Source organism: Maribellus luteus, assembly GCF_003576475.1.
Taxonomy (GTDB): domain Bacteria; phylum Bacteroidota; class Bacteroidia; order Bacteroidales; family Prolixibacteraceae; genus Draconibacterium; species Draconibacterium luteum.
Genome location: NZ_QWGR01000003.1, coordinates 446,302 through 463,324, shown reverse-complemented (window position 1 = coordinate 463,324; position 17,023 = coordinate 446,302). Strand labels below are relative to the sequence as shown.

The window sequence follows — 17,023 nt, the reverse complement described above, 5'->3', positions numbered from 1 at the left end:
GAATGGGTTTAAGCACTGATGCTTAAATCTGTTCCCATCCTTTTCTGTAGGTATGCCTGATCCATTCTTCGGCAGTTACTTTTGCCGGAAGTTTCACATATTCTTTGTTGAAACGGGGATCACCGTTTACCACTTCAAAATCGTTTTTCGATAAAATACGCAGGTTGTCACTGTCCGAAATATTTTTGAAGCGCATGTTCGGGCCATCCCACTGTAGCTTTCGTTCCAGGCTTTGAAGTCGCACTGCCAGTACTCCCATCACCACCATTTCGTTTAACGGGCCGGCATAGGCAAAGTTTGACGAAGCTTCCACGCGCGTATCTTTATTTTCTTTACATGCCCGTATCCAGTCTTGTTCGTGGCCTCCTTCCATGGCATTCGAAATTCTGCGGATCGACATTACAGGTGGTTCAAAATGTGCCATTTCTGATGTGGGTAACAGTGTTGGGTTGGCTCCGTAAGTTCCGCACATTATTTTCCCCCGGGTGCCGTAAAAAATACAACCGCCGCCATCGTCGCCCATTTGTTCGCCGTCTTTTAATTCATCGGGGCGGGGAGGCATAAAGCCGCCATCGTACCAGCTAACGGTAACTTCGGGCATGGCTACTTTGGGTAAATTATCTCTTCGCGGAAACTCATAGCGAATCACCTCGGCATTGGGAGCCGAATCGTTGTTAAAAGGTGTGGAACTTGCTTCCACTGAACTCGGGTATTGCAGGTTTAGTGCTTTGAACACGGGATCGATAATGTGACAGCCCATATCGCCTAAAGCGCCGGTTCCAAAATCCCACCAGCCGCGCCAGTTCCATGGGTGATATACCGGGTTGTATTCGCGAAACTGCGCCGGGCCGATAAACAGATCCCAATCCAGTTCTTTGGGAACGCGTTTCCCTTTTTCAGGCCGGGTAAGTCCCTGCGGCCAGATTGGCCGGTTGGTCCAGGTGTCAACATGGGTGACTTCGCCAATGGTTCCGGCCCATATCCATTCGCAAATTTGCCGGATACCGTCCGCCGAATTTCCCTGGTTCCCCATTTGAGTGGCCACACCGTACCGTTGGGCAGTTTCGGTCATGATCCGCGATTCGTATACAGAATGCGTCAGCGGTTTTTGCAGATACACGTGAATTCCCTGGCGCATGGCTATCAACGCCGGAAGCGCGTGCGAATGATCGGGCGTGGCAATCATAACAGCATCAATGTCTTTCTGCTCTTCCAGCATTACGCGGTAGTCCTTGTATTGCCGGGCACGGTACCAGCGCCGGAATGAATTTCTGCCGGCATATTCCGAATCCACATCGCACAATGCCACAATGTTTTCGGTTTCCATGTGCAAGAGGTTGGTATAACCCATTCCGCCCACACCGATTCCGGCAATGTTTAGTTTGTCGCTGGGAGCCTTGTGTCCAAGTCCTGCGATAACGTTTGAAGGTACGAGGGTTACCCCTGCAAATCCGGCAGCTGCCGTTCCGATAAATTTTCTGCGTGATACTGTTCCCATGTTTTGCCGTTCAAAAGTGCCGGAAAAATAGGAAAAATATAAGCATCAGCCTATTATTTTATTTTTTTGAAAGGCTTTTAACAAAATTTAGGTTTGAGATGACATGGGGACGTTTTCAGGTAGAATGTTGGTCGTAAAAAGAAAAAAGGGTGACCTGCAAAAGATCACCCCTGTTCCCCGAATATTTTGTTGAATTGTTTTACAACGAAATTGGCAGAATTACATTGTCAATTACATGGATAATGCCATTGGAGGCTGATACATTTGCGGTTACGATGGTCGCCTGGTTGCCTACTGCCCAAATCATGCCATCGGAATCAACCATGAAAGTGGCACCTTCAAGCAATGTTTCAATGGTTCGCGGGCTGTTCTTCGGAACCACACTGTTGGCAGCACGGCGTCCTTCGGTAACGTGGTAGAGCAAAACGTTCAATACCGTTTGCGGATCTACTTCGGTGATTCCCCCTACGCCTAATACTTCATACAGAGCTTCAAATGCAGCATCGGTTGGCGCAAATACCGTGTATTGGTCTGTTCCGTTCAAAAACATATCAACCAGACCGGTCCCCAGTTCGGTGTCGACGAAAACCAGCGCCGAAACCAGTTCGTCAAACTCTCCGTCATCTGCCAGGGCAATTTCGGCAATGCTTAGGTCACCTTTTTTAACTGCTTTTCCTGCTTTCAAATCGCCTTCTTCATACGAAGCAGGTGCAAGGTCGTCCGTTTCTTTTTCGCAACTGATGGTAAAAAACGCCATGACCAGTATGCCGGCAAATGCTAAAACTCTCAGGTTTAATTTCTTTTTCAGACTCAGTGTTTTCATATTCTAATTGTTTTAATGATTTAACTTCAGCATTAATAACTTTATTCAAATATAAATTGTTTATGTAATTGGTAGAAAAAATAAACAAAATATTCATAGTGCTTATGTATTGCCTGTTTTTATTGGGTTTCCATGTAGTTGTTAATAAAAGTTAAAAACCATTTAGTTTCTAGTGGAGTTTGCAAGAGGTGAATCTGCTTTGTGTTTAGGAGGATGCTTTTGATACAATTCTCGGTACCGCGAAGTCTGAAATTGAATTGGTGCGTTATGTGTGGATGAATATTGATACAATGGAGAGGGTATAAAAAAAGCTCCGAATTTTTTCGAAGCTTTTTGGGGTGGAAGATCCCGAGTACTCGGGACGACCGTTGGAAGAGAACACAAGATATTTTGGTTGGAGCCATTACTGGTGTCATTGTCAGATGGGTTTCTTTTCTTTTAGCGGAATGAATTTGATTTTAGTCATTTTCCTGTCAGCTGCAGCTTTTTTGAAAACTTTTTCAATCCCGCGTAGTTGGGAGAAAAAGTATTTCTCGCCAGGAAAGATTTGAATCAGTTGAATTCAGGAATAAGAATCTTCAGTATTGTCAATTGATTCCTAATGTTTAGAAATAGAGAAAATTGCGGTTGGGACCTGTAGGTATAAAAAAAGCTCCGAATTTCTTCGAAGCTTTTTGGGGTGGAAGATCCCGAGCACTCGGGACAACCTTCTTGGAAAGAGAGCATAAAATATTTTGGTTGGAGCTATTACTGGAGGCATTGTTATATGGGTTTCTTCTCTTTTAACCGAATGAATTTGATTTTAGTCATTTTCCTGTCAGCGGCGGCTTTTTTGTAACCTTTTTGAATCCCAGGTAGTCGGGAGAAAAAGTAATTCCCGCGAGGAGGTTTGAGTCAGCTGAGTTCAGGAGTAAGAATCTTCAGGATTGTCAATTGATTCCTAATGTTTAGAAATAGAGAAAATTGCGGTTGGGATCTGTAGGTATAAAAAAAGCTCCGAATTTCTTCGAAGCTTTTTGGGGTGGAAGATCCCGAGCACTCGGGACGACCTTTGGAAGAGAACACAAGATATTTTGGTTGGAGCCATTACTGGCGTCATTGTCAGATGGGTTTCTTTTCTTTTAATGGAATGAATTTGATTTTAGCCATTTTCCTGTCAGCGGTGGCTTTTTTGAAGACTTATTCAGTCCCAGTTAGTCGGGAGAAAAAGTATTTCCTGCGAGGAGGTTTGAGTTCTCTGAATTCAGGAATAAGAATCTTCAGGATTGTCAATTGATTTCTAATGTTTAGAAATAAAAAAAGCTCCGAATTTCTTCGAAGCTTTTTGGGGTGGAAGACCGGACTTGAACCGGCGACCTTCGGAACCACAATCCGACGTTCTAACCAACTGAACTACATCCACCATTTTGATTGCGGGTGCAAATATAAATATTTTATTGTTTCTGCAATTGAAATTGAATAAAAATCGAATTGATTTCTGAAGGAACAGTAATATCCTGAAAAAATAGATACAAATTACTTGTAGTTTCTTGCAACCCCTCCCAAATTATTTTGTCATTAAAAACGGAAAGAAAAGCAATTGGTACCAAAACAGCACATACACAAAAACATAATAGAGGCGTGTAAAGAAGGGAAAGAGAGTGCCCGTTATGAATTGTATCAATTGTATGCAAGGGCTATGTTCAACGTTAGTTACCGGATGATGAACAACCGCGAGGAGGCGGAGGATATGTTGCAGGAATCGTTTACTTTGGCATTTATAAAAATCGATTCGTATCGCTTCGAGTCGAGTTTCGGAGCCTGGCTGAAACGCATCGTAATAAACACCTGCATCAATTCCATCAACAAACGAAAAGTTGAGCTGAGCTATTGCGAAGAAATCTATGAGCATGATCGGGCTGAGGAAAACGAGGAGGCGGAGCCGGAATATACCGTGGAAAACATTACCCGCGCGATGGAACAGCTCCCCGAAGGAGGCCGGATGGTTTTTTCGCTGTACCTGCTGGAAGGATACGATCATGTTGAAATTGCGCAAATACTGGGGATTAACGAATCTACTTCGAAAAGCCAGTACATGAGGGCTCGGAAAAGGATAGCCGAGGTATTAAGAAGTCAGAAAATGAGTGGATTTTAAAATGAAAAAAATGAAGAGGGATAGTTTAGAGGATTTTGTAAAAGCCAATCGCGAGGACTTTGATTTCAGAGAGCCGTCGCCGGAGGTTTGGAACAGGATTGCCCAAAGCAGCAAGCCTCACAAAGTGATATTCCTTCGTACGTATTTATTGAGAGTGGCTGCGGTGCTTGCCATCGCCATTGTGAGCTCGGTTTTAGTGTTGAAAACTGAAGTGCTGGTACCAAACCGGCTGGTGAAAAATGCCGACCCCGAATTGCTGGAACTAATGGAAACTGAAGCTTTTTACTCGCACCAGGTAGATAAAAAGATGAAAGAAATTCAAAAATGTTATTTTACCGATCCTGAGTTAAAGGATGATATTGAATCGGATTTAAACGAACTGGAAGGCATGTACAAAGTGCTGAAAAGCGAGCTGGACGAAAACATCTCGAACAAAAGTGTGATTGAAGCGATGATCGAGAACAACCGTTTCCGTCTGAAGCTTTGCGACGATGTGCTGGCGCAAATAAAATGTTAACCAGAGAACAATGAGAATGATGAAATTAGGTGGATTTATAATAATAATCGCTTGCCTGTTGCCTTTTTGGGCGGACGCACAGTATTCTGAAACAAAAGAAATCAGGAGAGGCTTTTCGGTGCTGCCTGCTACACAGGTGGAGATTGCAAACAAATACGGAAAGATCGACATTAAAACCTGGCAAAAAGATTCAGTGGTTTTTGAGATCAAGATCCGTGTTGAAGAGAAAAAGCAATCGAAACTGGATGAACTATTGCGCGACATCGATTTCGATTTTACTGCAAGCGACCATTACCTGATCGTTTCTACCAAGGTTCAGCAGAACAAAAGTGCGCTCGGAAAGGAAATACTGAAGTTTAAGGAAACCTTGCTGAACTCGGACGGAAATATCCAGATCGATTACACCGTTTGGATGCCTAACACCAACCGGCTGAAAGTGGAGAATAAATTTGGCGACGTTTTTATTGGCGATTACAAAGGGGACGTGTGGCTGAATGTATCAAACGGCAACCTAAAAGCCTATGACTTTTTCGGCGATCTTGACCTGACCCTCAATTTTGCCGATGCCACCATCAATTCCATTCAAAAGGGGAGGCTCGACTGTAATTTTAGCAAGCTGTATTTGAAAAAGGCCGAGTCGGTGCGAATTCAGAGTAAATCAACCGAATTCGAGCTGGAAGAAGTGAAAGACATCAACGCTCAGTCAAGAAGGGACAAATTCAGAATACAGTTGGCCGACCTGATCGACGCACAGGGAAGTTTCTCGACGTTTCGTGTGCGTGAACTTTCCGACCGGATCAACATTCGGGCCGATTATGGTGGAGTGGAAGTGGAAAAAATTGCTCCCGATTTTGGCAACATTATTATTCAGTCGAAATCAACCGATATCGACCTGTATTTTGAGCGCGAAACAAGTTTTAACTTCGAAATTAATCACACAAAATCTACCTTAAATCTCAGTTCAGAGATGCAGGTAGATGATGAAAAATGGAGCGACGATGGCAAAACTTCGCAGGTTGTCGGACACAATGGCGAAAAAGCAAAAGGTGCTGCAAGGCTGAGTATTACAGCCGATTCGGGCGAGATTAATATCCGTACCCAATAATTTTTTTGATTTTTTTGTTGGAGTTTGCAACCCTTCCAAAATTACGTTGTCATTAAGATTACAGAAACAGAAAACATACAGGATTAATCTCCGGATTAACAAACAGAAAACAAACAATTCTTCCATTAACAGAAAGCAAAAAGTCATGAAAACAATTACTTTTTTTACCCTTGGTGTGGCATTTTTACTGGTAAGCGCTGTGAGCTGCATCAACGATTTAGACATAAGCGGGAACGGCATTCAGGCAAGTGAATCCCGCACTGTGTCTACCTTCTCGAAGGTTAATTCGTACGGATCGTTCTTGGTACATATTTCCAACGGCGAAGAATACAGCGTGGTGCTTAGTGCCGATGCAAACCTGCTGCAGCACATCGATACCTGGGTTTCGGACGGAAAACTAAACATTGAAATGGACAAGATACACAGCGTTCGTACTATTGTTCCCATGGAAGTTTTTATTACCATGCCGCGCCTGAACGGGATTTACCAGGGTGGCTCGGGCCTTATCGAGTTCGATCATTTTCAGGATGATTACGTTGAAATGATTTTATCAGGGTCGGGGCGAATCGAAGGTTCTTTTGCCACCCAAAAAGCCAAAATTCTTCTTTCAGGTTCAGGCCGAATCGATCTTTCAGGCTATGCCAACGAAGCAGATATTATCATCAGTGGCTCGGGCCGGATCAGCGGTTCAGATTTTGAAATTGCTGAATGTACTACTTTAACCAGCGGTTCGGGCGATATGTGGCTTTCCGTCGGCGAGGATCTCGATAGCCGGATTTCGGGAAGCGGCAATGTTTTTTACTACGGAAATCCTTCGATCCGAACCCATATTTCAGGATCAGGCAATGTTTATCATCAAGACTAAGGTTATGAAGAAAGGACTACTACTATTACTGGCTTTGTTTCCCCTGTTTGCTTTTGCGCAAACATTTAACCAGGCGGTTGGCATCAGGGCCGGGTTAACATCGGGGTTTGAGTACCGCGTTTATACCAACGATGCCAATTCGTACAAGTTTCTGCTGGGAACCCGCGACGAAGGAGTTCAGTTGCATGCCATGAAAGAGTTTCACCAGTTCGACTTGTTCCGCCAAACCGATCAGCTGATTTTCTTTTACGGCGCCGGTTTTCATGTGGGGTACGAACAGTGGCAAAAACGTTACACCGGCTACAATGCCGAATGGTACAAGACCCGCACTGCATTTTTGGCCGGGCTCGATGGCTTGGTGGGGCTCGAATACATTTTTTACGAAGTTCCCATTTCGATGGGGCTCGAAGCAAAGCCTTATTTCGACTTATTCGGCAGCCAAATGTTCAATATTGAATTGTTCGACATAGGCTTTACGGTAAAGTATCATTTTTAAACAATTAAACATATTCAGAAAGTAGACGAGTTCGATGCCGGCATTTGAGTACAAACTGGTTCTATCTGACTCTTTTAAACTCATTCAATTTTAATACCATGAGACAATTAAGCATTATTTTAGTATTGGTGCTTGGGGCGATCTATGCCAAAGCACAGGAAGAATACCGGGACGACCAGGTTCAGACACTTTTCTCGAGGCAGCCCAACAATGGCTGGTACGGCGCTTTTTCGATGGGATATTCAGAAATCGACGGGCGTGATGCCCTGATTACGGGAGCACGCGGAATGTTTGTTTTCGACCAGACGCTGGCCATTGGGTTGGGAGGCTACGGTTTTGTGAATAACCTCGATTACCACAACAATATTTACGATAGCCCCGACCGCCGTTTTATGCTGGCAGGTGGCTACGGTGGTTTGATTGTAGAGCCGATTTTGGGCGGACGCAAGGCTGTTCATCTTTCGTTCCCGCTTTTGATTGGGATGGGCGGTGTTGCCTTGCTGGAAAACGATCGTTGGGGATGGGACTGGGACATGGATTCCTACCACCCGGGGCACGAAGTGGACAACGATGTGTTTTTTGTGCTGGAACCTTCGGTAGAACTGGAATTTAACCTTACGCGTTGGTTCAGGACAGCGGCCTACGCCAGTTACCGATTTACGTCGGATATTGAGATTTATCAAAAAGACGCAGATGTGCTGGATGGTTTCAACTTTGGGATGACCTTTAAATTCGGTAAGCTGAATTAGAGGGGTAAAAAAAGCCGGAATGAATGGTTCCGGCTTTTCTTTTTCTATTCGTATAAATCGATGTAATCCTGGGCTTTCAGGTATTCGATACTTTTTTTGCAGCTTTCAAGTGGCTCGTAATCGTAGCGTTCCACTTCCACCACTCCGTATTGGCAACCTGCTTTCTCGCGCTGAGCGAAAACAGAGGCGAAATCCATTTTGCCGCTGGCTCCTAATTCTTTTTCATCTTTTATGTGCCACAATTCAAAACGGCCGGGGTATTTGTCAAAATAATCCAATGCGTTTTTACCTCCTTCAACGATCCAGTACAAATCGAGTTGGAACATTACTTTTGCCGGATCGGTAAGTTCCAGCATCCAATCGTAAACCGGTTTGCCTTCCAGTTCGGTACTAAATTCCTTGTCGTGGTTGTGGTAGCCAAAACGAATACCGGCAGCGTTGCATTTTTCACCTACCGCGTTAAAGTACTCGCAGTATCTTTTTAATCCGTCCAGGCTTTCGTAACCGGTGGAGCCCATCCAGGGCTGAACGATCCATTTTACGCCGGCGGCTTTGTGCGCTGCAATGCAGGTGTCCCACCAGGCCATGGTTTCTGCCCATTTTTCCTCGGTCGGAACATCTTGCCCGGTGTGTGCTCCCAGGTATTTTAAACCGTTGCTTTCACACAGGTTTTTGAATGCTTCGGGCTCCATGCCGTACATTTTTCCGTCGCCGTAACCGGCACTTTCCACAAACTTGTAGCCCATTTCGCCAACGGCTTTGAGCGTTGCCGCAGCATCTTTGCCCATGTCGTCGCGAACCGACCACAACTGAAGTCCGATGAACTTTTCAGCTTTGGCTGATTTTTGCTCTTCGGTAGATTTTTTGCCGGTCGATTGACAGGCTGAAAAAGTTAAGGACATTCCTGCCAATACAATCAGCAGCATGTAAAATTTAAAAGTGATTCTTTTCGAATGCATAATTAATTGGTATTAGGTAATCTTACAAGATTTTACTTGTGTATCACAAAGATGTGGCTTTTATTTAATTTGAAAACCATGTTCACAGTTTAATCACTAATTTCGACGCTTCAAAATCAAGGAATGAAGAACAAGGATTTTCTGGCATATGCCTCAGCTTTGGGAGCTGCTTTTTTCTGGAGTTTCTCATTTATCTGGTTCAAAATTGCTTACCAGGGATACGGCCCCATTACTGTGGTTATTTTCAGGTTGGCCATCTCGGCGGTGTTGATCACGGCCATTGCGCTTCTTATGAAACGCCTGCAAAAGCCCGAAAAAAAGGATATCTGGCTGTTTATTTTGATGGCTTTTTTTGAGCCCTTCCTGTATTTTATTGGCGAAAGTTATGGGCTTATCTATATTTCTTCCACCGTGGCGGCGGTAATTGTGGCCACCATTCCACTGTTTTCGCCTGTGGCAGCCTGGTTCTTTTTTCGTGAAAAAGTCAGGTGGATGAATGCCCTGGGTTTACTGTTTTCGTTTTTGGGAGTGGGGCTGGTGGTGCTAAACGGTGCTTTCCAATTCGATGCCTCGCCTTTGGGTGTTGGACTGGAATTTATGGCAGTTTTTGCGGCCATTGCCTATTCCATTGTGTTGCGGAAACTGGTGGGTAAATACAACACTTTAACCATTCTTGCCTATCAGAATGTAATTGGAGTGGTTTTTTTTCTGCCGGTGTGGCTCTCGCTCGAAGTGAAGGATTTTGTGCATCAGCCGTTTCACGAAGAGGCATTTCGCGCCATCATCTTTTTAGCGGTTTTTGCATCAACCCTGGCCTTTGTTTTCTTTACGCAAAGCATCCGGCATTTGGGCGTGAACCGTTCCAATACCTTTATCAACCTTATCCCGGTGTTTGTGGCCATCCTTTCGTTTTTTATTCTGAAAGACAGTTTGGGTGTGCAGCAGGTGGTTGGAATTGTGATTGTGGTAAGCGGTCTTTTCCTGGCCCAGATTAGAAGAAAGCGAAAACGAAACCCAGAGTTGGAACCGATTGAAATTACCACACAGCGAAAAGGATAGACAGCGATCAGTTTTCAGTTGCAGTAATCAGAAAACAGTATGAGAAAAGTTGAGTACAAAACGCCGGAAGAACTAAAGCTCCTCACTGACAAAACACGGGGAGAAACGGCGGCATTTCTGAAAAAACTCAAAAAGAAAAAGCCCAAAGACCTGGATGATTTTGTACAGGGGCTGCACATTGATGCTTTTGCGCAGTTTAATTGCCTCGATTGTGCCAACTGCTGTAAAACCATTGGTCCGCGGCTCATCGATAAGGATGTGGAACGTTTGGCAAAACACCTGAAAATGAAAGCTTCGGATTTTATGGAGCAGTACATCCGGGTAGACGAAGACGGCGACATGGTTTTTCGCGACAATCCCTGTCCGTTTCTTATGCCCGACAATTACTGCATGGTGTACGAAAACCGTCCGCGTGCCTGCCGCGAATACCCGCACACCGACCGCAAGCGGTTTTACCAGATTCTGCAACTGTCGCATCTGAATTGCGAAACTTGCCCGGTGGTGTATGAAATCATTGAGGAGCTAAAGCAAAAACAGCGCTAGATTTTTTTGATCTGTGTGGCTTTACGGTATGAAAGATCTTTTATTGGGAAAGATTATATTTGATCAGACTAATAGTTGAAAAAGGATACATGAAATTGTGCAATTGTACATTACTCAGCTTTTTGCTGATGTTTTTTATCGCAGAGTCATGCTCAAAATCAGAAAATGAAGAAGTAGCTCCGAAGTATGTCGGAACCTGGGAAAGAACCTGGCACGATGACGAACTGGATGCCAATCTCAAGCAAGTTCTGATTCTTGAAGCACAGACATTCAATTCGGAAATTTCGGTACAGTTGGGCGATTCCTATGTTTTGAACAAGAAATTCAGCGGAACGCTAGCCGTTGTCGACAACACCCTGGAAGCCCAAATAAAAAAGCTGGCCGTATTTAGCGAGAATGAAATAGTGCTGAACTCCCGCGAGGGCGACAGTAATTTTGGAGAGGATGTTTTCGCTCATTTATCCATTCATCCCGTTTTTATTGGAGCTTGGTTTTTTGTGCCGGGCGAGTTAACCTTGCGCCTTGATATGGACGGCGATGGTTCAGTACGCGGCGACGAGGGATTGTTTGTTTTTCAGAAATAACAAACTCTTTTCTCCTTTAATTGAAAGCGGGAAACAAGTCATAAAACCTGCTTTACAGTATATTAAGATGCCGGAGGAGGTAACGAAAAAATGGTAACTTTAAGCATCTTTCAAATACTGCGATCATGGGATACCACGGAATGGGCATGCAACGCTGGATTACCACAATGAAGCCCAAGAAGTTTTTAGGGAAAAAGAGCAAAACCGATGGCGGTGGCGGTGGAAATATAAATGACCGAAGCGCCACCGAATACTATCACCTCAAAAACCGAAAGCTCGACAACCTTCAGAAAAAGAAATACCCCCGCGAATACAAGGCAAAGCTTCGTTTGCAACTGATCCGGGAAAACAGGGGGCGTTACATCTTGCTTGTAGTAAGTTTAGTGGTTGCAGTGCTTGCTTTGTGGCTTTTTGTCAATTACCTCAATTATAAATTGCACTGGTTTTAAATAAACGAGATGACGATTTTGAAAGCAAAATCATTTAGTTGAAATCCTGCCGGTAAAGTCAGGCGGGAATCCGAACATAAAAGCGGGCCTTTGGGAGCAATTTCCCCATTTTGATGAGGCCAAATAATATCAGATATTTCATTGAGATACCTTGCTGGCTTGTTGTCAGTAAGTTTATAGGAATTGTGCAGATAAAAAACCATCAATATCTCTCAGCTAACTCAACCCATTAATGAAATAGAATGAAAAACAAACTGGTATTTTTTGTGGCAATACTTTTAAGTATTCCGGGCACCCTGTTTGCCCAATTGAATAACGAAATCCCAATTACGCAAATAGTCGCGTACGATTCGGAGCTTTACGGAGAAAGCAGAAAACTGTACATAAGCCTGCCAATGGACTATCAGGATACAAAAAAGGACTATCCCGTTTTGTATGTATTGTTTCCGGAGTCGAATTATTTTCGGGCAAAGTCAGCTGCCTGGCATGTGGAAGGCAGCAATGGAATCCCTGAGTTTATTGTAGTCGGAATCAGCAATAAAGACAGTTGGAACGAAGTTTTCCCGTTTAAATTGGCCCGGAGACCTACTTCGGGAGGAGCCGATACGTTTTTGGAATCGATAAGTGCGGAAGTGATCCCTTTTATCGAGTCGAATTACAGGGCCGATTCGCTTCGCATCCTGGCCGGGTTTTCCAATAGCGCCATGTTTGCCTGTCATGTCCTGGTGAAAAAGCCGGAGCTTTTTAAATCCTACATTTTAAGCAGCCCAATGCTCGCTTATGGGAACGGTTATGTGCTGAAAGAAACAGTTGAATTCTTTGGTAACATCGAAAGTCTTGATAAAACTTTGTATGTAATATACGGCGAGAATGATTATCAAAATGTATTGAAAGCCATGCCTCATTTTGAGACTTTGCTAAAAGAAAAGTCTCCCGAGAATTTAAAATGGAAGGTTGATCTGTTGGAAAATGAACATCATGTTCCCTATGTGGATGTTTACAACGGTTTGGTCTTTACATTTGAAAAGCTGAATGAAGAAAAGACGACTTCTGCGGAGGAGAAATAATTCAACGTTAGAGGATATTAAAAGAAGGAGCCACAAGCGTGAAGAATAACTCCAGTTAGAGTTTGTCGACCTGCGCCTGTGGCTCCTTGTATATGGCTAAAAGCCCGGAAGTACAGCTTCCGGAAACCTGTTTATTTCCCCATCATCGGAAACAGGCGTCTGATTTCGTCTTCCGACGGGCGACGTCCAAATTCACAAATTTCGAACGATTCTGCCACTTTTACCTGTTCTCCTTTTTCCGCGCCGTACCATTTCACCAGCGACTGACGCAGCTCATCACCAATGGGGGAGATCCGAAACCCTGCCAGCCATTTAACGCGTTGTTCGTCGGTGGCCGGAACCTGATCCAAGGTACCGTTAAGCCACGGAAGCCACTCAAAAAACTGGGATTCGTGCGCGGCCATCCCGTAAATTTTTTGCTCAACAACATCGGTAATGTCCACTGCTATGTCGGGTTTAAACGGAGAAGGCTTTTGGAAGCTATCGTGCGAGTACAGGAAAACCGGGTTTCTCTTTAAAGCCGGCACATCGGAAACAACGTTGGGCACCACCACCAAAAAGGCAGCGTCCTGAACCAGAAGTGCGGCATTGCGATGATCAGGATGATAGTCGTAAGGACGATGGCTGATCACAACATCCGCTTTCCATTCACGAATGATACGAATAATTTCATGGCGGTTTTCCAGTGTGGGCATCAGCTCTGCATCGTGATTGTCAAGAACGAGATAGCTTACACCCAGCCGTTTGCCGGCTTCCTGTGCTTCCGCGCGTCTGATCCGGGCCAGTGCGCCTCCGCCTTTTTCGTGGTGCCCGGCATCGCCGTTGGTCAGGGAAACAAACAGTACCCGATGCCCCATTTGGGCATACTTCAGCGCCGTTCCTCCCGCGTCGATATCACAATCGTCGGGGTGTGCACCAATAACAACTACATTAATTTTTTCTTGTGAATAGGCTGCAAATAAAAAAGTAAAAATGCTGATGGAAAGGATGATAATTTTTTTCATAGGGTCTACTTGGGATTGGTTTATTGCCCGGATAAAGCTACTGATCTTTTCCCGGATATCGAATCCATTTTTTTGAATTTTGATTCAGAAGAAAAAAGGATGGGCGGGCTCTCTTTTGGGGCTACTCTTTATCTTCATAATATGAATCAGAAAAAATAAGAAATAAAAAATAAGGAACAACGAATAAAAAAATGTCGGAAACTGAATATTTGAGCCAATATTTCCTGATTCTTTATTCCTTATTCCATATTTCTTATTAAAGTCGTTTGTGTTTTCTTCAAATTCAGAAAATGACGTGTATAAAGAATCGATTAGGGTAGACAGAAGTTCTTGTGGAAAGCTGAGGATTAGAAGCGATAGGGAAGCAGAATATGTTGCTGCCACCTAAAACATTGAGCCGGACAGCTATAAAATGACGAATTTGTATTCTGCTTCAGAAGTAAATCAGTGATTTGAAAGTTTCAAATTATACTAATTAATTACCTTTGGCGTTTTACTGAAAATTAAAATCGCGGATGAAGCGAAAAGTTTACCTCATTTTATTACTCGGATTTTTGGTGTTAACCGGTCGTGCACAGATCGGGGGAGAAAATACGTACCAGTTTCTGGAGCTTACCAACTCGGCACGTATCGCTGCTTTGGGTGGCACCCAGATTGCGGTTCCCGATTCCGGCGACCTGAATCTTCCGTACCACAACCCATCGCAGTTGTCGCCTTATATGAGCAACAAGCTGCTGGTGAATTATGTAAATTACCTGGCCGATGTAAATTACGGCTATGCGTCGTATGCAAAGTCGTACGAAGGCGTCGGTAATTTTGCGGTGGGGGTTCATTACATCAACTACGGAGAGTTTGACGAGGCCACCGAAGGGGGAGAACTAACGGGTGCCACCTTTAATGCTGCTGAATATGCTCTGAACCTGATTTATTCAAATCAATACAAACGGCTGAAATACGGCGTGATTGTGAAACCCATTCTTTCGTCGTTCGAAACCTACCAGTCGCTGGGAATAGCTGCCGATGTGGGGCTTAATTTTACCAGCAAATCGGGTTATACCACTTTTGCGCTGGTAGCGCGGAACATGGGAACGCAGCTGACTACCTATTACGAAAACGGAAAACGGGAAAGCATTCCTTTTAATTTGCAGGCGGGCATCAGCCAAAAATTGCAACATGCCCCGGTGGTGTTGATGGCAACGCTTCAGAATTTAAACCACTGGAAACTTTATACGCCCCAAGAAGATCCCGATTTTACCACCGAAAATATTTACGAGCGCGACGAGAGTTTCACCAAACAGTTTATGCGGCACCTGGTGCTGGGAGTGGAACTTATGCCATCGCCTAATTTTACCTTGCGGGCCGGTTACAACTACCAGCGGAGGCAGGAACTTAAGTTCGACGACAAAGCTTCTACTGTGGGGTTTTCGGCTGGTTTTGGGCTGAAGATTAAACGTTTCAGACTCGACTACGGCATCTCGCGTTTTCACCTGGCAGGCTCCTCGAACCTGTTCTCGGTAGCCATTAATCTGAACGACAATTTCTGAGAAAAGGACAAGAATATCTTAAATAATTCCCATCTTTGCTGATGCGAAATCGTTATGAGTACTAAAAAAATCATCATTGCCATCGACGGACATTCTTCCTGCGGGAAAAGTACCATGGCAAAAGCCCTTGCAAAAGAGCTGGGCTATGTTTACATCGATTCCGGCGCCATGTATCGCGTAGTAACGCTGGTGGCCCTTCGAAATGGCTGGATTGAAAACAAGGTTCCCAGCAAGGAAAAAATTCTGGAGGGACTGAAAGACATTCGCATTACGTTTAAGTGGGACGAGGAAAAGGGGATGAACACCACTTTTCTGAACGGAGAGAATGTAGAGGACGAGATTCGCCAACTGGAAGTGTCGGAAAATGTAAGCCCGATCAGCACCATTGCCGAGGTGCGCGAAGAAATGGTGCACCAGCAACGCGAAAACGGGCGGAACAAAGGCATTGTAATGGATGGCCGCGATATTGGAACAGTGGTTTTTCCGGATGCGGAGCTGAAAATTTTTATGACGGCTTCTCCTGAGATCAGGGCGCAACGCCGCTACCTCGAGTTAACAGAAAAAGGACAGGAGGTAAATTTTGAGGAGATTCTGGCCAACGTGGAAGGACGGGATAAAATCGATTCCACGCGCGCAGTAAGTCCGTTAAAAAAGGCCGATGATGCGGTAGTACTCGACAACAGCCATTTGAGCCGCAAAGAGCAGCTGGAGTGGACGATAAACAAAGTAAAGGAGATTATTGAAGCATGATTGTTGAGATTGACAGAGGTTCGGGATTTTGTTTTGGGGTAATTAATGCCATCAAGGCGGCAGAAAAAGAATTGCAACACGAAGACAAACTTTATTGTCTGGGTGACATTGTGCACAACGGAAAGGAAGTGGAGCGGCTCGAAAACATGGGGTTGAAATCCATTACCAAAGATGAATATTTTACACTGAGCAACTGCAAGGTGCTGATCCGTGCACATGGCGAACCTCCGGAAACTTACGAGTATGCTGAGAAGAATAACATCGAACTGATCGATGCCACTTGTCCTGTGGTGCTGACGCTGCAGGAAAAAGTAAAAGGATCGTACCTGCAAAACAAATCGCAGGAAGGCCAGCTGGTGATTTACGGGAAAAAAGGCCATGCCGAAATTATTGGCCTCGACGGGCAAACCAATAACAACGCCATTGTGGTGGAAAGTGTGGCCGACGTGGATAAGATTGATATGAGCCGCCCTGTTTCGCTGTATTCTCAAACCACCAAGCGTATCGAGGATTTCCACGAGATTGCCGATGCCGTTAAATCAAAAGTACAGCCCGGAGTTCCGCTTCAGATCAAGGATACGATTTGCCGGCAGGTATCAAACAGGGTTCCCAACCTAAAGAAATTTGCCATTAAATACGACCTGGTTCTTTTTATTGCCGGCGTAAAAAGCTCAAACGGGAAATATCTTTTTACCATTTGCGAAGAAGTTAACCCGAATTCAAAAAAAATTACGGGCATCGAAGAGATCGATCGCGAGTGGTTCCAAGGTGTTAACTCAGTGGGCATTTGTGGTGCAACTTCCACTCCCAACTGGCTGATGGAAGACGTTGCCGGCTGGGTACGCGAGAATTTCGCGTAGTCGTTGGCTTTCCCCCT

General features: G+C 44.5%; 18 protein-coding genes and 1 tRNA gene. 14 read left to right on the top strand and 5 right to left on the bottom strand.

What is annotated here, in order from left to right:
* Positions 1–22: 22 nt before the first annotated feature.
* From D1614_RS07545 to D1614_RS07535, 3 genes are all read right to left on the bottom strand, one after another.
* Positions 23–1,498, bottom strand: coding sequence for a glycoside 3-dehydrogenase (locus D1614_RS07545; RefSeq protein WP_119437275.1), 1,476 nt, complete (start codon positions 1,496–1,498; stop codon positions 23–25).
* A gap of 199 nt (positions 1,499–1,697) precedes the next feature.
* Positions 1,698–2,321, bottom strand: a complete 624-nt coding sequence (locus D1614_RS07540) for a fasciclin domain-containing protein (protein ID WP_119437274.1) — start codon at positions 2,319–2,321, stop codon at positions 1,698–1,700.
* A 1,325-nt stretch (positions 2,322–3,646) separates the two neighbouring features.
* A tRNA-His gene (locus D1614_RS07535) sits at positions 3,647–3,723 on the bottom strand.
* 177 nt (positions 3,724–3,900) lie between these two features.
* On the opposite strand from D1614_RS07535, the gene D1614_RS07530 reads away from it, so the two are divergent.
* The 6 genes from D1614_RS07530 to D1614_RS07505 all read left to right on the top strand — a co-directional run bounded on the left by D1614_RS07530 (position 3,901) and on the right by D1614_RS07505 (position 8,187).
* Complete coding sequence (locus D1614_RS07530; RefSeq protein WP_119437273.1) at positions 3,901–4,455, top strand: RNA polymerase sigma factor; 555 nt, start codon at positions 3,901–3,903, stop codon at positions 4,453–4,455.
* A 10-nt stretch (positions 4,456–4,465) separates the two neighbouring features.
* On the top strand, positions 4,466–4,972 hold the full coding sequence (locus D1614_RS07525; RefSeq protein ID WP_147384101.1) for a hypothetical protein: 507 nt from the start codon (positions 4,466–4,468) through the stop codon (positions 4,970–4,972).
* A gap of 16 nt (positions 4,973–4,988) precedes the next feature.
* Positions 4,989–6,077 (top strand): DUF4097 family beta strand repeat-containing protein, encoded by a 1,089-nt coding sequence (locus D1614_RS07520; RefSeq protein ID WP_147384099.1) that lies wholly within the window; start codon positions 4,989–4,991, stop codon positions 6,075–6,077.
* Between the two features lie 145 nt (positions 6,078–6,222).
* A complete protein-coding gene (locus D1614_RS07515) occupies positions 6,223–6,942 on the top strand; it encodes a head GIN domain-containing protein (protein WP_147384096.1) in 720 nt (239 codons plus the stop codon).
* A 4-nt stretch (positions 6,943–6,946) separates the two neighbouring features.
* The gene (locus D1614_RS07510; protein ID WP_147384093.1) at positions 6,947–7,438 is read left to right on the top strand and encodes a hypothetical protein; all 492 of its coding nucleotides are present in this window, start codon (positions 6,947–6,949) and stop codon (positions 7,436–7,438) included.
* 98 nt (positions 7,439–7,536) lie between these two features.
* Complete coding sequence (locus D1614_RS07505; RefSeq protein ID WP_119437268.1) at positions 7,537–8,187, top strand: hypothetical protein; 651 nt, start codon at positions 7,537–7,539, stop codon at positions 8,185–8,187.
* Between the two features lie 44 nt (positions 8,188–8,231).
* Here D1614_RS07505 and D1614_RS07500 read toward each other — a convergent pair whose 3' ends face one another.
* Positions 8,232–9,146, bottom strand: coding sequence for a sugar phosphate isomerase/epimerase family protein (locus tag D1614_RS07500; RefSeq protein ID WP_241558091.1), 915 nt, complete (start codon positions 9,144–9,146; stop codon positions 8,232–8,234).
* Positions 9,147–9,269: 123 nt separating this feature from the next.
* Here D1614_RS07500 and D1614_RS07495 point away from each other — a divergent pair, with 123 nt between their 5' ends.
* From D1614_RS07495 to D1614_RS07470, 5 genes are all read left to right on the top strand, one after another.
* Entirely contained in the window at positions 9,270–10,205 is a 936-nt protein-coding gene (locus tag D1614_RS07495; RefSeq protein ID WP_119437267.1) for a DMT family transporter, read from the top strand.
* Positions 10,206–10,244: 39 nt separating this feature from the next.
* A complete protein-coding gene (locus D1614_RS07490) occupies positions 10,245–10,748 on the top strand; it encodes a YkgJ family cysteine cluster protein (protein WP_119437266.1) in 504 nt (167 codons plus the stop codon).
* An 89-nt stretch (positions 10,749–10,837) separates the two neighbouring features.
* The gene (locus D1614_RS07485; RefSeq protein ID WP_147384090.1) at positions 10,838–11,332 is read left to right on the top strand and encodes a hypothetical protein; all 495 of its coding nucleotides are present in this window, start codon (positions 10,838–10,840) and stop codon (positions 11,330–11,332) included.
* A 125-nt stretch (positions 11,333–11,457) separates the two neighbouring features.
* Positions 11,458–11,781: a hypothetical protein gene (locus D1614_RS07480; RefSeq protein WP_119437264.1), complete on the top strand. Its 324-nt coding sequence runs from the start codon at positions 11,458–11,460 to the stop codon at positions 11,779–11,781.
* A 242-nt stretch (positions 11,782–12,023) separates the two neighbouring features.
* A complete protein-coding gene (locus D1614_RS07470; RefSeq protein WP_119437262.1) occupies positions 12,024–12,848 on the top strand; it encodes an alpha/beta hydrolase in 825 nt (274 codons plus the stop codon).
* Between the two features lie 131 nt (positions 12,849–12,979).
* On the opposite strand, the gene D1614_RS07465 is transcribed toward D1614_RS07470, so the two are convergent.
* Complete coding sequence (locus D1614_RS07465) at positions 12,980–13,852, bottom strand: PIG-L deacetylase family protein (protein WP_119437261.1); 873 nt, start codon at positions 13,850–13,852, stop codon at positions 12,980–12,982.
* 515 nt (positions 13,853–14,367) lie between these two features.
* Between D1614_RS07465 and porQ the strand changes: the two genes are divergently transcribed.
* From porQ to D1614_RS07450, 3 genes are read left to right on the top strand one after another with little or no spacing between them, the layout of a single operon-like run.
* Complete coding sequence (porQ, locus tag D1614_RS25950; RefSeq protein ID WP_119437260.1) at positions 14,368–15,396, top strand: type IX secretion system protein PorQ; 1,029 nt, start codon at positions 14,368–14,370, stop codon at positions 15,394–15,396.
* A 54-nt stretch (positions 15,397–15,450) separates the two neighbouring features.
* Complete coding sequence (gene cmk / locus D1614_RS25945) at positions 15,451–16,146, top strand: (d)CMP kinase (RefSeq protein WP_119437259.1); 696 nt, start codon at positions 15,451–15,453, stop codon at positions 16,144–16,146.
* The gene (locus D1614_RS07450) at positions 16,143–17,006 is read left to right on the top strand and encodes a 4-hydroxy-3-methylbut-2-enyl diphosphate reductase (RefSeq protein WP_119437258.1); all 864 of its coding nucleotides are present in this window, start codon (positions 16,143–16,145) and stop codon (positions 17,004–17,006) included. Before cmk ends, D1614_RS07450 begins: the two co-directional genes overlap by 4 nt.
* Positions 17,007–17,023: the final 17 nt, after the last annotated feature.

Excerpts from the sequence above, each read along its gene's own strand:
- D1614_RS07525 (WP_147384101.1), top strand. The coding sequence starts at position 4,466 with ATGAAGAGGGATAGTTTAGAGGATTTTGTAAAAGCCAATCGCGAGGAC.
- D1614_RS07495 (WP_119437267.1), top strand. The coding sequence starts at position 9,270 with ATGAAGAACAAGGATTTTCTGGCATATGCCTCAGCTTTGGGAGCTGCT.
- porQ (WP_119437260.1), top strand. The coding sequence starts at position 14,368 with ATGAAGCGAAAAGTTTACCTCATTTTATTACTCGGATTTTTGGTGTTA.
- D1614_RS07465 (WP_119437261.1), bottom strand. The coding sequence starts at position 13,852 with ATGAAAAAAATTATCATCCTTTCCATCAGCATTTTTACTTTTTTATTT.
- D1614_RS07505 (WP_119437268.1), top strand. The coding sequence starts at position 7,537 with ATGAGACAATTAAGCATTATTTTAGTATTGGTGCTTGGGGCGATCTAT.
- D1614_RS07545 (WP_119437275.1), bottom strand. The coding sequence starts at position 1,498 with ATGGGAACAGTATCACGCAGAAAATTTATCGGAACGGCAGCTGCCGGA.
- D1614_RS07470 (WP_119437262.1), top strand. The coding sequence starts at position 12,024 with ATGAAAAACAAACTGGTATTTTTTGTGGCAATACTTTTAAGTATTCCG.
- D1614_RS07540 (WP_119437274.1), bottom strand. The coding sequence starts at position 2,321 with ATGAAAACACTGAGTCTGAAAAAGAAATTAAACCTGAGAGTTTTAGCA.
- D1614_RS07515 (WP_147384096.1), top strand. The coding sequence starts at position 6,223 with ATGAAAACAATTACTTTTTTTACCCTTGGTGTGGCATTTTTACTGGTA.
- D1614_RS07490 (WP_119437266.1), top strand. The coding sequence starts at position 10,245 with ATGAGAAAAGTTGAGTACAAAACGCCGGAAGAACTAAAGCTCCTCACT.
- D1614_RS07500 (WP_241558091.1), bottom strand. The coding sequence starts at position 9,146 with ATGCATTCGAAAAGAATCACTTTTAAATTTTACATGCTGCTGATTGTA.
- D1614_RS07450 (WP_119437258.1), top strand. The coding sequence starts at position 16,143 with ATGATTGTTGAGATTGACAGAGGTTCGGGATTTTGTTTTGGGGTAATT.
- D1614_RS07520 (WP_147384099.1), top strand. The coding sequence starts at position 4,989 with ATGATGAAATTAGGTGGATTTATAATAATAATCGCTTGCCTGTTGCCT.
- D1614_RS07510 (WP_147384093.1), top strand. The coding sequence starts at position 6,947 with ATGAAGAAAGGACTACTACTATTACTGGCTTTGTTTCCCCTGTTTGCT.
- D1614_RS07480 (WP_119437264.1), top strand. The coding sequence starts at position 11,458 with ATGGGATACCACGGAATGGGCATGCAACGCTGGATTACCACAATGAAG.
- D1614_RS07485 (WP_147384090.1), top strand. The coding sequence starts at position 10,838 with ATGAAATTGTGCAATTGTACATTACTCAGCTTTTTGCTGATGTTTTTT.
- cmk (WP_119437259.1), top strand. The coding sequence starts at position 15,451 with ATGAGTACTAAAAAAATCATCATTGCCATCGACGGACATTCTTCCTGC.